Raw genomic sequence first — 13,276 nt, 5'->3', positions numbered from 1 at the left:
CGTTTGTGGCCCATGGCGTCCCCCGTCGCGTTTCGCTCACCCTACTTCGCCTGAACTCCAGAGCACCGGCTCTCATCAACGGAGCGAAGAGCGCGAGGCTGCCCGTTCCGTATGGGGATCCCCTAACGGGACGACGCAAAGCCGATCGAAGGTCAGTAGGCGACGTCAGCGGGCGCTGGCTTCCCGACTCGGCTGTGATCGGGCCGACGGGCTCGGTGGGAAGATCTGGCCAGGAGGAGACCTGCAGTCACAGCAGCCAGCGACGTGGCGACGCCGGTGAAGGGCAAAGTGTCCGCGACATCCCACGGGAGAAAGAACGCTCCAGGGTCGGTGAGGGGGTTGATGACCAGGAGGAGCCCGACACCAATCAGTGTGACGGGTCGTCCCGGCGAGAGCACGAGGGCGCCGAGTATCACGAGCGGGAAGGCGATGGCCCAGAGGATCGTCGTGGCGATCCACGTGAAGTCCGACTGTGTGGCGCTGTAGCAACCCTCGTTCAGGCCACTGAAGCACGAGCTCCAATGCACCAGGAACGCGGCGGCACCAGCAGCGCCGAGCGATGCGATTGTCCATCCAACCAACGGGCCTGACTTAGCGAGTCGCTTCATGCGCTCACCATAGGACTCGAAGGAGAACCTGAGCTAGATCCACATGGTCGAAGCGAAGGCCACCGCCGCGCCCCCACTCGCTCTGATGAACGATCGTTCAGCGAAACCATTCCAGGCCTGGAGCGCGGCGATCCCACCTGAGGGTCAGAGGGTGGGGAACCAGCTCGAGTTGTCCACGATCCACAGCGACACAGAGTTCCAGAGCCCGGTGATGACGAGGACGCCGATGACGATGAGGAGCACGGCGACGGCCTTGTTGGCGTAGGCGCCGATGCGGCGCAGCCAGCGGCGTGAGCGTGCTGCGCGGGCGAGGACGAGTCCGAGTAGGAACAGCGGGGTGAGCATGCCGAGGAAGTAGACGAACCCCAGCGCGACGCCGAGTCCCACGGTGTCGATGTTGGAGGCGAGGCCGTAGGCGATGGCGAGGGATGGGCCGAGGCAGGGGTACCAGACGGCGGCGCAGCTGATTCCGAGCAGCAGTGCTTTCGCGGCCGAGCCGACTGGGGTGGAGGTCTTCGTGATCCAGGGGATCCGGAGGAAGCCGAGGGAGTAGAGGCCGGCGGCGATGAGTAGTCCGCCGGCGATGAACGTGTACGGCGGCCGGGCGAGGTTCACGTTCGCGCCGAGCGCGAGCAGCAGCGCCACGGATCCGATCAGCACGAGAGCGGCCCCGACCGCGAACGCGAGGATCGACCACACCTGTCGAGACGGTCGAGCCCGTCCGTCCCCTGTCGAGGTGAGCGCGCCGACGATGCCGGGGAGGATCGGTGCAGCGCAGGGGGAGAGCAGAGCGAGCGCGCCCGCGAGGAACGCGGTGCCAAGCTCGGGGAACATCCCCTCACCCTAGTTTCCGGAAAGGGCGCGTCCTGGCCCCGCGCTTCCTAGGCTGACCTCGTGACCTGGACAAGTCGACCGCGCAGCATCGCAAGGGTGACCGCTCGAACCCTCGCCATCACGGCCATCGCTGCCGCGGGCGCGGCCTCGCTGAGCGGGTGCTTCACCACCGCCGAGCGGCCGCCGCTCACTTTCGCGGACCTCGACCGGGCGGCGACCGACGCCGATACGTTCCCGACGCTGCCCCCGCGGGCCTCCTCGTCCAAAATGGACGAGACCAGCTCCCGGCTCGTCGGCCGAGTCGGCGACCGGTCGCTGTTCCTGGCGCGCACGAGCGATCCGGAGACGACGTGCCTGACGAGCTTCGCTGACGAGGACACATGGAACCAAAGCTGCGGCGTCGGCGGGTTCGACTCCACGGTCGACCGGAACACTCTCCATGTCGTCCCGGACGGCGGGAGAGTCGAAGAGACGTGGACGCCGCTGAGCGAAAACGTCTTCATTGACAGTCCTGGTGTGCGGTGACGACGATCGAGGAGCTTCGACTGGATAAGAGAGGCAGGGAGCGGATGACTCAGAATCAAACTCGACTGCTCTCGTTCGCGTCGGCAGGAGCCCCGATCTTTGCAGTCGGGTTCGATGCTCGAGGAGGTCGCGGCGTTTCAAGTGCGAACTCCTTCTACCATCACCCCTCATTCCGACAAACGTTCTGGTCGCGGGTGAACCAGTGAAGCGTCGCGTCAGGTGGCGCTGGATTGCTCTCGCGGTCATCGTCCTCGTGGCGGGGTTTCTTCTCTCAAGCGACCTATCAGGGAGCTGTATGGACTACGTGAACGCGCCAGGCGTGTGCACTCGCGCCAACGAAGACCCGAGAACATGGGTCCTCCTTGTGATCGGTCCCCTGATCCTTGTGGGTGCGCTCTACCAAGCCTTCCGGCGTAGGTGACAGACGAAGAGGTATGCCCCTCTTGGGAGCGACATACTGCTTCGCGGGCGGGAGCGGTTGATCTATGACCGTCCTGGTCGTCGTGCAGAGATGGTTGATCGGTTGAACGGCTGGCGAGGTGCCGATTCGTGGCCCGTCTCAGGTGGCTGGCGGTGCTGTGATCTCGAGAGAAAGTTCGATCTCGATCGGGTCACCGCTGTGTGAGCGTAGGGCAAGAACAGCGGGGCCGGTGGGCAGGTCGGCGGGGAGGTCGAAGGACTCGTTGACAGTGGATCGTTCGCCCTTCGGTATCGGTCGGCCGAGGAGTATCTCTTCGCCGCTCGCGGAAGGGGTGATGGTCACCGTGACGTCCGAAGCTGCGCGGCTCGTGCCTCCGGTGTCTTCACACGTCTCCCAGATGAAGTCGGCGCTGAGCCGGACCACTCCGTCTGGTTGCAAGGTCGACTCTTGAAGCTCGACCGCCTTTGCGGCGCAGGATCCGGCCGAGCTCGAAGTCACGCCGGCGCAGCCGCTAACGCTGAAGACCATGCCTGCCGCGACGACAATGGATGTCAGCCCTGCTGTCCGTCCCTGCCTCATGCAGGTCAGTGAAGCATTGCGCGCTCCTGCTCTCATCACGAGCGCCGCAAACGTCATCAAACCGTTGATGTCCCGCACTCGGCCTTCGGTAGAGATCCGGAGGGCAGCGCCGGTCGAACCTCCCGTAACGGGATCGTCGTCCGGACGGTGAAACTACCCACTGACATCCGGCGTCCGGTGGCGGTCCCCTGCTGAACGGTGCGGGGAGGCAGCCCGTTGCACTTACTGGTCGAGCCGTCGAGCGAAGTGATGGGCGGTGATGTCCATCCGTTCGCGTAGGTAGAAGCGATGCGCCTCGAAGCGTTGCACGCCGGAGTCGAGCTCGATCGCGCTGCACCCCAGTTCCCGGCCTCGCTCCGCTAGGGCGGCTAGGAGTGCCGCGCCGTGACCGTGGGATCGCTCGGCGGCGGCGGTGGAGAGGTCATCGACGTAGAGCTTCCTGATGGCGCTCGTGTTGACGACTACTCGCCAGCCGGCGACAGCCACGCAGCGATCGTCTTGCAGTAGGGCGGTGAAGCGGAGACCTTGGGGCGCGCCTTCTCGCAGTACCAGCTCGAGCAGTTCGTCAGTGAGATGGGGGCGCAGCTCGCGGAGGACGAGAAGAGCGGCCGCCCACCGCGCGTCGCCGGGCTCTAGATCAATGATCACGGCGAGGAGACTAGCGCTCGCATCGTCCCGTACGGGAACGGGTTAGAGGGCGTCCCGTAAGGGGATCGTTCACCGGTACACGCAGACGCGACACCGAGCGCCGCGAAAACCCGCGGCGCTGAGTGTCCCGTTAGACCCGTCCGATGATTTGTTCGGTAGGGGGGCGTCAAACGGGATACTGGTCAGATGGCTGAGCTGATCGGATACGCCCGGGTCTCGACGGACAAGCAGGACGCGCAGGCGCAGCGTGACGCGCTGCGCGCTGTGGGGGTGCCGGCGGATCGGATCTACGTCGACGCCGGCCTCACAGGGTCCAACCGTGAGCGGCCCGCGCTGCGCGAGGCCCTGGCCGCGTGCGACACCGGCTCGACCCTGTTCGTGACGAAGCTCGACCGGCTCGCGCGGTCGATTACGGATGCGCGCGACATCGTGGACGAGCTGACCCGCAGGGGAGTGCGGTTGAACATCGGCGGGTCGCTGCACGACCCGACTGACCCGATGGGCCGGCTGCTGTTCAACGTGCTTGCGATGATCGCGGAGTTCGAGGGCGACCTGATCCGGTCGCGCACGCGCGAGGGGATGCAGATCGCGAAGGCGAAGGGGCGCCTGCGCGGCCGCCAGCCGAAGCTCTCCCCGAAGATCGAGGCACACCTTGTGGCGGAGTACCGCTCGGGCAACTACACCGTGGCCGAGCTCTCGGAGCAGTTCGGGGTGACGCGCTCAACGGTCTACCGCGCGGTCGAGCGCTCGAACATGACAGAGTTGCGCGCCGTCGACGTCACCCTTCCGCTCCCCGAGGGAGAGCGGAAAGACTGAGTGCCCAAATGGTCACTTGATGCGGCGTGTCGGATCGCGTTAATCACAGCCACAGCCCTACGTTAAACGCATGGCTTCGACGCGGCGTCCCCGAGGAACGATGGTGGATCCCACCAACGTCGCCTGGACCGTCGAGCGCCAGGCTCGCGACGACTTCAATGTCATGGCGCTGCGCGCGAACGTGTCGGCTGCGGTGTTCTTCGAGCGCCTGGTCGAGCACGTTCAGAGCGAGCTGACCGACGAAGGAATTCCGTCCTGGTGGCCTGCACAGCCGACTCTCCTCGAGGAGGAGCTGCCCATCGACACCCGTTAACGCATTAGGCCCGCCGCTCTCGCGACGGGCCTAGAAGCCTTGGCTTCCCACCTCGCACAGTTTGGCGACTCAGAGGTGTGAAGCAGTCCCACCCAAGAACCGGTATCCAGCCGGGCCTTCGGTGTACCCACCCGGAACGTACCCGGAAGGAATGCCCACATCGTAACAGCGGAGTCCGTCTCCGTGCACACCCGACCCACCCTTTTTTCAGGGGAGGAGTCGGTCGATTGTGCACCTGAGACGCCACAGGCAGCCGCGTCGCGGCCGAACAGTTCTCGAGCGAGCTCATGGAGCCCCGAGCCGGCGCCAGGCGCGTACGGTCCGCTTCCGGCGTGGACGTCCGGAGCGCACTGGTTCGACGCGCTGATGGACGCGCTGGGGACGTCGCCGGGGGAGGAGCTGCGCCGCGCTGCACGTGTCGCTCCGGACACGCTGCTGCGCGTCGCTCGCGCCGACTGGCTGGCGGCCGACGTCGACACCGGGCGCGGTGTGACGACGGCACACGAGACGGTCGCGGCCGCGCTGGGCATGTGCGGCAAGACGGTGCAGCGGGCCCGTGCGCTGATGGAGTCGCTGGGCTTCGCCGCGACGGTTCTCGACGGCCGCTACCTGACCCGCGCTGAGCGGAACGCGGCGCACGCGGCGCACGGCGGCCGACAGCTCCGCATGGCCTCCACGAGGGCGCTGATCATGCCGCGTCCCACGCCGGCGACCTTGCCTGCACCGACGTCACGGACGGGCGAATCTTTCGGTTCTGTGGAGAATGTCCAGCTACCCCGTAGGCGCCCACTTACATCTACAGCCCCAGTTAAAAGACACTCACCAACGCGCGGTGAACCGCGCTCAGGAGCCGCTTCGCGGCAGCCGAGGCGACGGAGTGATGCAAAACGCAGCTCGACCGGTCGGCCGGCGGTTCCCAGATCGATCGAGTTGCAGCGCTTCGCTGCTGCGCTGGCTCATCGCATCCCGTGGCTCGCCCGTGGAGTGCACATCGGGCACGTCGTCGGGATGCTCGACCGCACAGGTATCGACGTCTCCGAGTGGAGCGTCGAAGGGCTGATGTTCGCCATGAACGCCTGGCTGTCTCGCGACGGTCGCCGTGTCCCGGAGACGTTCACGAGCCGCAACGCGCTCGGGTTCTACGGGTGGGTCATCCGCCGGGTCATCACCGAGCACTCGCAGCTCGACACCGCGCGCCGGGTCGCTGCTGCGCAGCGCGACGCCGACCGTGCTCGGGCCGCTGCGGAGCGAGCGGCCGAGGCCGCCCGACTTGCGAGCATCGACCAAGACGAGGTGGACCGGATCATCGCGAAGATGAAGGCCGATCAGCGCGAGTTCGAGCGTGCAGCTCGGGACCGCGAGATGGCCCGCAAGCGCGCCGCCGCCGAGGTCCGCGAGGAGCTGGCCGCGCGCGCTGCGGAGTTGCGCTCTCGGGGCTGAGCACGCACCGAGGCCATCCATCCGATAAGCGGCGCGATGCCGGAGACGGGCGGCCGTCAGGAGTGCCCCGCAGGGGCATCCCGAAGGGACGCGCAGCGCTCTTGACGGTCGATCGGCGCAGGCAAGAGTGAAGCGTCGGATGGACGGCCGGACCGCAGCCGGCGCGCTTGTCGTGGGAACGGAGAAGCCCCCGCGAGCATGAATGCTCTAGCGGGGGCCTCCACAGCGACGAGGGGGGTTGTCGTGCACGATCAAATTACTCGTTCGGCCACGTCGCCAGAGCGTCGTAGTGAACGATCGTCGGCACTCCGTCGACGGTCTGGATCGTCGTGCCGGGCTCTCCGAGTCCGGCCCCGTGTGCGATCGCCGCGAGGACCAATCGAGTGTGCGCCAGGTCGAGGCCGGCGACGTCCTCGCGGAGGTCGACCGGGACTCCCTGGCCGAGAGACGAGGCGATCCGCGCGATGCGCTGCTCGCCTCCACTGAGCGCTCCGATTTCGTAGGCGAGGCGGTCGAAGTCGACGGCGCTCGTCTGCCAGGCGTTGTCGGTCTTGATCCACGGCGCACCGGCGTAGACGAGACGCGACCGGATGAGAAGTTCGACGGCCGCGGCGAGAGGGTTTGAACCCTCCGCCCACGAGCGGACCTGCGCGTGCAAAGCAGCGGAGGCGTGGTTGGTCATGCCACGTTCTCCATCGACTCCGCGCCGTTGTTCTCCGTCAACTCGGCGGCGGGGGCGTCAGCAGTAGTCGACCGTCGAGAGCGGGTGACGCGCGCTCGCGGCTGGTCAGGCCGCGGCACTCCTGCTGCGCGGAGTTCCTTCTCTGACCATCCCGACGCCAGCGCCTCAGCCCAGGCCTTTGCGTGACGGTTCTGCGCGTCAGCGAGAGCGGTCCGAGCAGCGTCCGTGTCGTTCGCGGCGGTAACGATCGTTCGGACGGCATCGACGCGCTTTTCGACAGTCGATTCGAGGAGGCGGCGCGCAGCGTCAGCCGCGTCCTCTGGGTTTCTGGTGTTGTCGCTCATGCCGTCAGGGTACATGCCCAAATGGGCATCTGAAAGGCGCGATTACGTCTCCGTTTCGGAGGCCCAGTTCTACCGCCGCGGAGTGCCGCTCGCGGTCCGGCTTCGTGCTCCTTCGCTACGCTCGGGCACGGCCGGTTTGTGGAGCAAGCTGTCGACTTACCGCCGGTAACTCGCTTGCCGACCTGGCGCTGCGCGCCGGCCGGGGGCATACTGGTCGTATGGTCCCCGCCGATTTGGCGGGTTCGCTGCGCTGGGCCGAAGGACAGGAAGGACACGCCGATGAGCGAAGATCGCGGTCGTGCGTTGTTCAGCCGTAAGCGGCGAGCGAACGTCGAGGGAGACGAGAAGCGGGACAAGCCGTATCGCGTCTACGTCACCGACGAGGAGCGGGTGCAGCTTGAGGCTCGGGCGGTCGTCCAGAGCGTCACGGTTCCCCGGCTGCTCTTCGAGTCCGCGATGAACGCCCAGGTGCGGACCGACACGGAGTGGAAGCAGGCTGTCGCCGAGCTGTTCTCCGTGAACTCTCGCCTCGAGAACCTGACGAACAACGTCAACCAGCTCGCCAAGTTCGCGAACACCGAGGGCCGATTCCCTGACGAGGCTGCGGCGATCTACCGCGAGTTCCAGAAGCTCGCTCCCGAGATTCGCGACGCCGTTCGTCGGGTGGCCGGCCTGTGATTCCGAACGTCACCTACGGCGGCCGCATGGACGGCCTGATGACCTACCTTGCGGGCGAGGGGCGCTCGAACGAGCACACCGAACAGCACCTCATCGCCGGCAACGGCGCGATCATGGCGATGCACGGAGAGAGCGTCCTCGACCACGCCGCCGCGCTCGCTGTCGCGCGCGATCTGAACCTCCCCAAGGAGGCATTCGGCGTCACCGTGCAGCGCGCGGAGAAGGTCACCGACCCGACCACCGGTGAGCTGATGATCGACTCCCGTACCGGGAAGCCGGTCACCGAGAAGGTCGACGCCGACGTGTGGCACTGCTCCCTCTCGCTGAAAGCCGAGGAGGGGCAGTTGAGCGACGAGAAGTGGGGCCAGATCGCCACCGAGTTCGTGCGCCGAATGGGGTTCGCTGGCGAGGACATCGGCAAGGCCGACTGTCGGTGGGTCGCCGTGCGGCATGGTCTCTCGAAGAACGGCAACGATCACATCCACATCGCCGTCTCCCGAGTGCGCGAGGACGGCACGAAGGCGTACATCCCCTACGACAAGCGCCTCGCCCAGAAGGTCAGCCGTGAGCTGGAACGCGACTTCGACCTACAGCCTTTGCACGCTCCGGAGCGCGAGCTTGGTGAGCGCGGAGTCGTCCCCGGCGAGCGTGAAGCTGCACGCCGACGAGGCGCCGTCGAGGTCGACGCACACCGACTCGAACGCGCCGTCCGCTCAGCCGCGACCAGTTCCGCGGACGAGGGTGAGTTCGTGCGTCGAATGCGCCAGGCCGGGGTGCTCATCCGCCCCCGCTACGCCGCCGGTCGAGACGACGTTGTCGCCGGCTACTCCGTCGCGCTGCGCCCCGACAAGGGAGCGCCGGTCGTCTGGCACGGCGGTGGGCGCCTCGCTCGCGACCTGACCCTTCCGGAGTTGCGGAAGGGCTGGCCGGACGAGCCACAGACTGCCCAGGCAGCCGTGGACGAGTGGCGCGCCACCGCGAAAAACCCGTGGCGGTACGAGCCGGTGAAGCCTGGCCGCGAGGAGGCCGAGCTGTCGAGTGACTTGTACTCAACCTACGCCGAGGACATGACCCGGCTCCACGACTACCTGAGCACCGTCGACCCGTCCGATCGGGCGACGTGGGCTCACGCTGCACGAGAAGCATCCGGGGCGTACGCAGCGTGGTCGCGGCGCCTCGAGCCGACTCCCGGACCGCTGGCCGAAGCGTCGCGCCAGCTCGCCCGATCCGCGCACCTGCGCGCGCACGAGTCGACGCCGCGGCCGACCGCGATGCCGTCGATGGCCGGCACGACGATGCTGATCCTCGCGACAGCCGGGAAGCGCAACAAGGCCGCCGAGGAGGCGATGTTGCTGCGCCAGATCGTGCGCACCACGCGGGCGATTATGGACGCCCACAAGGCCGCTGGCGACGCGCGACGCACCCAGGAGCTCGCGGGGACGATCCGGAACCAGTTGAAGGCGGTTCACGAGGGCTACAACGCGCAGATCCAGAAAAACGCCTGGGATGCTCTGCCCGAGGACACCCGTCGCGCACGCGAGACAGTGCAGGCGAGTTTCGCGACCGGGAGCCCGGTGCCGACGAAGCTCACCAAGGCTGCGCCGGACGCCACATCTATCGCTGCCCCGCAGCGCGGCGCTGAGCCGCGCGAGCGCGACGGACGCGACCGCTAGACCTACACGAGTGAAGGGGAGGCATCACTATGGCTGACGACGACGGAGGCGTGGAGGAGTCCATCAACTCGTCCGCACGGATCGCGCTCACAATCGCGGTCCAGCTGGGCGAGAAGCTGGCTCGCGCGTACCAGGAGGCGATGCGTGAGGCTCAGCAGCGCAGCGCGATCGAGGCGCGCGAGCTCGCAGCCCGCTACGAGGCTGAGCGGGCGTCTGCACGGCAGGCCGTGACAGTCGTCAACGATCCCCAGTGGTGGGATCAGGCGACCGTGCATGACGTCGCCCGCGTCGCTGAGACGGCCGCGGCGTGGAAGGACGCGGACCCGCAGATCGCGTCCGCCAGCGCCCTGATCGCGTCCGAGGCGAAGGAGCGCTACGGCGTCGACGTCGCCACGCTGCAGGGCATCGCCCGCGACACCCCGACCGAGCTGGACCTCGCGAAGCAGTGGGCCACTACCGCCGCACCCGAGGGGTACCACCGGCACGACGAGGACCGTCTCACCATGCCTGTCGGAGACGCCCGAGAGCCCAATCTTTCGGCCGAGCGTGCTCTCATCGAGGACTACCGCGCAGCGGTCGCAGGCGACATTCCCGCGATGCACGTAAGCCTTGCGGAGGAGTGGAAGCGCGCCAACGATCCGGTCGGCTACCAGGACTACCGCGTCGAGACGGCCGTCGCCTTCGATGACGACGGACGGGTGCAGCCCGCAGACCCGGCCGTTGCCGAAGCCGCCCGCGCCGCTCTCGTGCAGGAGTGGCGCACGGACCAGACCGGCGGCTCTGCCGTCGACGCAGCGGATGCCGAGCGGGCACAGTCGCAGCGCGACGTCACCGAAGCTCAGGTGATGGTCACGGAGGCCGACCGCCTCGACCGCGCCAACGACGCATCCCAGAACACGTCCGTCGAGATCCCCGTCGACGGCGAGCGTCGCGCCGATGAGCTCGAGCAGCAAGCTGCTCAGTACGACCGAGACGCGGAGGCCGGCGGGACACCCACGCAGAGCCCTGAGGAGCTGCGTAGCCTCGCTGAGGACGCTCGTGCCCAGGTCGCGCTCTACCGAGACGACAGCGGCCAGCAGAGTGCCCCCGACGCTCCCGCACCCGCTCAGGAGGGGCGTGCGGCCGCGGCACGCTCCGAAGGAGAGCTTGCGTACGACAGTGCCGAGCGGCGAGCACACACCGCAGCATCGATGCAGGCTCAGAACGTTCCCGAGGAGCAGGTCAACGCGCGGATGACCGTCGACGCCTCCTTCGCCACTCCTGCGCGCGGCGCGGAGGCCACGAAGCGCACTCGCGTCCCCTCGACGCGAGGCGCGCGTGGCCAGGGTGCTCAGATCGAGCGGTCCGAACCAGGTCGCTGACGCTGGAACAGAGAAGGGCCCGCGACACCGGTTGGTGTCGCGGGCCCTTCTCTGTCCGTCGTCCTCAGCCCTGTGCGTCCTCGGGAAACATCCCGGTCGGAGGGGCTGTGTAGGGAAGCATGTCGCCCGGCCGGTTCTCGTCTGTCGACGTCGCGAACGGGCCGCTGGGCGAGAGCAGGACTCGCATGTGCGGGTCGAGGTGATTGATCCAGTAGGCGCTCAGGGAGCCGGCGCTGGTGCGGATCTCTTCCCACATCCGCCAGAGGGCTTCGATGCGGGTCAGCGCCTCGACGCTGCTCCACCACTCAGCCGCCCACCGATCGCCGGCGGCCTGGCCCTTGGCCGTCACCCGGCGTCGATAGGAGGGCCGGAGGAACTTCCTGACCCACTCGTCGGCAGATCCGAAGTACGTCGCAGGCACCTCCTCCTCGTCCACCTCCTCCTCGACGGGGTGCAGCGTGACGGGATCCGTGTCGACGTCGAACAGATCCTCGTCGCTCATCGCTCGCCCCGGAGAGTCGCGTTCTGCTCCGCGTCGACGTCCGCCGCAGGCTGATCCTCGAGCGGAGGCATCACCGTCACGACAGGCGAGACGGGTGCAGCGTTCGCCGGTCCGCTGCTGGCGTCGTGGGCGGCGATGGAGGCGTTGATCGCGGCGACCTGCTCCTTCGGCCCGTTGTACCAGGGCACCGTGTCGACCAGCGCCGCGCGGGCTCCGGAGGAGAGCATGATCGCCCGTCCGCGGCCCATGCTGGTGAGGTCCGCGACTTCGAGGATCTTCTCTCGCCGCAGCGCCGAGGTGGTGGAGCGCACACCTTTGTTGTAGCTGGCGGAGGTGGTCTCCTTGTCGTAGGTGCCGATCAGCTCGGAGAGGGTGCGCAGGAACTCGTCTTCCGCGACTCCGCCGGCGTACAGCTTCACGTTCGCGGCGGACCAGAGCTTGAGCATGCCCTCCTTGCCGAACACGCCGACGCCCTGGGACCAGGACTGGAACACGGCCATGATCGGGATCCCGCGCGATCCGTAGTGGGAATACAGGTCGGGGAGGTCCTTCCACCGGCAGACGTTCGCGGCCTCATCGAGAACGGCGACGAGCGGCGTCGCGAGGCGCCCGCCGCGGGATCGCGCGGCGTGCTCCTCCGCGGCCTCGATCGTCGCGGCGGTCAGGGCGGTGACGAGCGGGCCGGCGGTGCCGGCGCCCTCCTTGGACAGCGAGTACAGCGTCTGGGTCGACGTGACGAACGTCTCCGGGACGAACTGCGGACGGGTGTCGTTCGGGCGGGCGTTCACCCAGTCGGCGGTCGCGGCGCTCTTCAAGCACACCGCCATGCCCTGCGCGGTCGAGTAGATCCCGTCGCGGGCCTTGTCGGCGGTGTTCATGATGCCGCGGACAGCTCGCGCGTTGGTCGGGTAGCCGTTGTCGTGCAGGAGCTCGACGGGGGTTTCGTCCTCGACGGAGGTCAGCCAGAGCAGCACGTCGCTGATCGGCCGGTTGCCTGCCGCGGCCGCGAGCAGCAGGTCGGACAGCAGCTCTTGGCCCTTGCCGTCGAAGTAGGCGTCGGTCTTCGCGTTCATCGCCCGGGTGCCGGAGGCGAAGTGCGTCGCGAGCTTCGCGGCCTTGGTGTCGTCGGTGACGTAAGAGAGGGGGTTCCACCACCATGTCGCGTCCTCGAACGCGACGCGCTGGGGGTCGAAGACCCACACGTGACCCTTGGCGGCGCGGACGTCGCGGGTCGCGTCGAGCACGTCGCGCTTGTTCGACGTCGTGACCACGGCGCCGGGCGCAGCCATGATCGCGGGAATGACGAGGGAGGTCGACTTGCCCACGCGGGGGCCGGCGATCAGCAGCATCATGTCCTCGAACGAGGCGTAGAGCATCTGCTTCCCCAGGTGCAGCCGGCCCACCGGGACGCCGGGGTTCTCAGCGACGCCGAGGCGGGCGGACTTCTTCAACGCCTCCTTGCGCATCATCGGCGCCAGGTCGCGCGGGGTCGCCATGTAGCGGGCGGCGTGGTCGACGCTTGAGCGGTTCTTCCGTCCGAGCGAGCGCATCCACACGAGCCAGAGGCCCACGAGGACGATGACGGCGACGGCGGCCGCGGCGATCATCGTTGCGGACGTCGACCACACCACTTGGCCGCGGAACAGGCCCGAGATGATTTCAAACGGGTCCGAGGGCAGGCCCTCGTTCACGCCGTCGAGCTTGGAACCGACCGCGACGGCCACCCAGACGATGCCGATCGCAGCGATCGCCGCGAGGGCTGCGCCGAGCATCAGGGCGTCGTTATTGGCCTTGCCAGGCTCGCGGCGGCGGTTGTTGGCGGTGGCGCTCATGCGGACTCCTCCGTGTAGAT

At 67.7% G+C, this 13,276-nt stretch carries 15 protein-coding genes; 7 read left to right on the top strand and 8 right to left on the bottom strand.

Features of this window, described 5'->3' with window-relative positions; all coding sequences use genetic code 11:
- Positions 1-152: 152 nt before the first annotated feature.
- Both C5C57_RS17880 and C5C57_RS17000 read right to left on the bottom strand, forming a co-directional pair.
- Positions 153-608, bottom strand: coding sequence for a hypothetical protein (locus tag C5C57_RS17880; protein ID WP_146079385.1), 456 nt, complete (start codon positions 606-608; stop codon positions 153-155).
- 144 nt (positions 609-752) lie between these two features.
- A complete protein-coding gene (locus C5C57_RS17000) occupies positions 753-1,442 on the bottom strand; it encodes a cytochrome c biogenesis CcdA family protein (RefSeq protein ID WP_104234411.1) in 690 nt (229 codons plus the stop codon).
- 96 nt (positions 1,443-1,538) lie between these two features.
- Here C5C57_RS17000 and C5C57_RS16995 point away from each other — a divergent pair, with 96 nt between their 5' ends.
- Positions 1,539-1,967: a hypothetical protein gene (locus C5C57_RS16995; protein ID WP_104234412.1), complete on the top strand. Its 429-nt coding sequence runs from the start codon at positions 1,539-1,541 to the stop codon at positions 1,965-1,967.
- Between the two features lie 559 nt (positions 1,968-2,526).
- On the opposite strand, the gene C5C57_RS16990 is transcribed toward C5C57_RS16995, so the two are convergent.
- Together C5C57_RS16990 and C5C57_RS16985 are read right to left on the bottom strand one after the other, a co-directional pair.
- Positions 2,527-3,045 (bottom strand): hypothetical protein, encoded by a 519-nt coding sequence (locus C5C57_RS16990; RefSeq protein WP_146079334.1) that lies wholly within the window; start codon positions 3,043-3,045, stop codon positions 2,527-2,529.
- Positions 3,046-3,189: 144 nt separating this feature from the next.
- The gene (locus tag C5C57_RS16985) at positions 3,190-3,615 is read right to left on the bottom strand and encodes a GNAT family N-acetyltransferase (RefSeq protein ID WP_104234413.1); all 426 of its coding nucleotides are present in this window, start codon (positions 3,613-3,615) and stop codon (positions 3,190-3,192) included.
- A gap of 186 nt (positions 3,616-3,801) precedes the next feature.
- Here C5C57_RS16985 and C5C57_RS16980 point away from each other — a divergent pair, with 186 nt between their 5' ends.
- The 3 genes from C5C57_RS16980 (at position 3,802) to C5C57_RS17875 (ending at position 6,184) form a co-directional block, all read left to right on the top strand.
- Positions 3,802-4,431, top strand: a complete 630-nt coding sequence (locus C5C57_RS16980) for a recombinase family protein (protein WP_104234418.1) — start codon at positions 3,802-3,804, stop codon at positions 4,429-4,431.
- A gap of 100 nt (positions 4,432-4,531) precedes the next feature.
- A complete protein-coding gene (locus C5C57_RS16975; RefSeq protein WP_258061513.1) occupies positions 4,532-4,744 on the top strand; it encodes a hypothetical protein in 213 nt (70 codons plus the stop codon).
- 366 nt (positions 4,745-5,110) lie between these two features.
- Positions 5,111-6,184 carry a hypothetical protein gene (locus C5C57_RS17875; RefSeq protein WP_146079338.1) on the top strand — a complete coding sequence of 358 codons (1,074 nt, stop codon included), beginning with the start codon at positions 5,111-5,113 and terminating at the stop codon, positions 6,182-6,184.
- A gap of 256 nt (positions 6,185-6,440) precedes the next feature.
- On the opposite strand, the gene C5C57_RS16965 is transcribed toward C5C57_RS17875, so the two are convergent.
- Both C5C57_RS16965 and C5C57_RS17870 read right to left on the bottom strand, forming a co-directional pair.
- On the bottom strand, positions 6,441-6,866 hold the full coding sequence (locus C5C57_RS16965) for a hypothetical protein (RefSeq protein WP_104258229.1): 426 nt from the start codon (positions 6,864-6,866) through the stop codon (positions 6,441-6,443).
- A complete protein-coding gene (locus C5C57_RS17870) occupies positions 6,863-7,210 on the bottom strand; it encodes a hypothetical protein (protein WP_146079339.1) in 348 nt (115 codons plus the stop codon). The genes C5C57_RS16965 and C5C57_RS17870 overlap by 4 nt, the downstream gene beginning before the upstream one ends.
- 279 nt (positions 7,211-7,489) lie before the next feature.
- Here C5C57_RS17870 and C5C57_RS16960 point away from each other — a divergent pair, with 279 nt between their 5' ends.
- The 3 genes from C5C57_RS16960 to C5C57_RS16950 are packed head-to-tail and all read left to right on the top strand — an operon-like array spanning position 7,490 to position 10,922.
- Entirely contained in the window at positions 7,490-7,888 is a 399-nt protein-coding gene (locus C5C57_RS16960; protein ID WP_146079340.1) for a plasmid mobilization relaxosome protein MobC, read from the top strand.
- Positions 7,889-7,914: 26 nt separating this feature from the next.
- Positions 7,915-9,561, top strand: a complete 1,647-nt coding sequence (locus tag C5C57_RS16955) for a relaxase/mobilization nuclease domain-containing protein (RefSeq protein ID WP_146082472.1) — start codon at positions 7,915-7,917, stop codon at positions 9,559-9,561.
- Between the two features lie 29 nt (positions 9,562-9,590).
- Positions 9,591-10,922, top strand: coding sequence for a hypothetical protein (locus C5C57_RS16950; RefSeq protein WP_104234424.1), 1,332 nt, complete (start codon positions 9,591-9,593; stop codon positions 10,920-10,922).
- 64 nt (positions 10,923-10,986) lie between these two features.
- Here the strand turns inward: C5C57_RS16950 and C5C57_RS16945 are convergent, their stop codons facing one another.
- Together C5C57_RS16945 and C5C57_RS16940 are read right to left on the bottom strand one after the other, a co-directional pair.
- Entirely contained in the window at positions 10,987-11,424 is a 438-nt protein-coding gene (locus tag C5C57_RS16945; protein ID WP_104234425.1) for a DUF4913 domain-containing protein, read from the bottom strand.
- Entirely contained in the window at positions 11,421-13,256 is a 1,836-nt protein-coding gene (locus tag C5C57_RS16940) for a type IV secretory system conjugative DNA transfer family protein (protein ID WP_104234426.1), read from the bottom strand. Before C5C57_RS16940 ends, C5C57_RS16945 begins: the two co-directional genes overlap by 4 nt.
- Positions 13,257-13,276: the final 20 nt, after the last annotated feature.

Origin of the sequence: Rathayibacter sp. AY1C5 (genome assembly GCF_002931705.1) — a bacterium.
Taxonomy (GTDB): Bacteria; Actinomycetota; Actinomycetes; order Actinomycetales; family Microbacteriaceae; genus Rathayibacter.
Note: the sequence above shows the minus strand (reverse complement) of the source record. Positions and strands in the feature narration are given on the sequence as shown.

What these genes read in the sequence shown, in the direction of transcription:
- C5C57_RS16980 (WP_104234418.1), top strand. Translation starts at nt 3,802, where the DNA reads ATGGCTGAGCTGATCGGATACGCCCGGGTCTCGACGGACAAGCAGGAC.
- C5C57_RS16960 (WP_146079340.1), top strand. Translation starts at nt 7,490, where the DNA reads ATGAGCGAAGATCGCGGTCGTGCGTTGTTCAGCCGTAAGCGGCGAGCG.
- C5C57_RS16945 (WP_104234425.1), bottom strand. Translation starts at nt 11,424, where the DNA reads ATGAGCGACGAGGATCTGTTCGACGTCGACACGGATCCCGTCACGCTG.
- C5C57_RS17000 (WP_104234411.1), bottom strand. Translation starts at nt 1,442, where the DNA reads ATGTTCCCCGAGCTTGGCACCGCGTTCCTCGCGGGCGCGCTCGCTCTG.
- C5C57_RS16955 (WP_146082472.1), top strand. Translation starts at nt 7,915, where the DNA reads ATGGACGGCCTGATGACCTACCTTGCGGGCGAGGGGCGCTCGAACGAG.
- C5C57_RS17875 (WP_146079338.1), top strand. Translation starts at nt 5,111, where the DNA reads ATGGACGCGCTGGGGACGTCGCCGGGGGAGGAGCTGCGCCGCGCTGCA.
- C5C57_RS16975 (WP_258061513.1), top strand. Translation starts at nt 4,532, where the DNA reads ATGGTGGATCCCACCAACGTCGCCTGGACCGTCGAGCGCCAGGCTCGC.
- C5C57_RS16965 (WP_104258229.1), bottom strand. Translation starts at nt 6,866, where the DNA reads ATGACCAACCACGCCTCCGCTGCTTTGCACGCGCAGGTCCGCTCGTGG.
- C5C57_RS17880 (WP_146079385.1), bottom strand. Translation starts at nt 608, where the DNA reads ATGAAGCGACTCGCTAAGTCAGGCCCGTTGGTTGGATGGACAATCGCA.
- C5C57_RS17870 (WP_146079339.1), bottom strand. Translation starts at nt 7,210, where the DNA reads ATGAGCGACAACACCAGAAACCCAGAGGACGCGGCTGACGCTGCGCGC.
- C5C57_RS16940 (WP_104234426.1), bottom strand. Translation starts at nt 13,256, where the DNA reads ATGAGCGCCACCGCCAACAACCGCCGCCGCGAGCCTGGCAAGGCCAAT.
- C5C57_RS16950 (WP_104234424.1), top strand. Translation starts at nt 9,591, where the DNA reads ATGGCTGACGACGACGGAGGCGTGGAGGAGTCCATCAACTCGTCCGCA.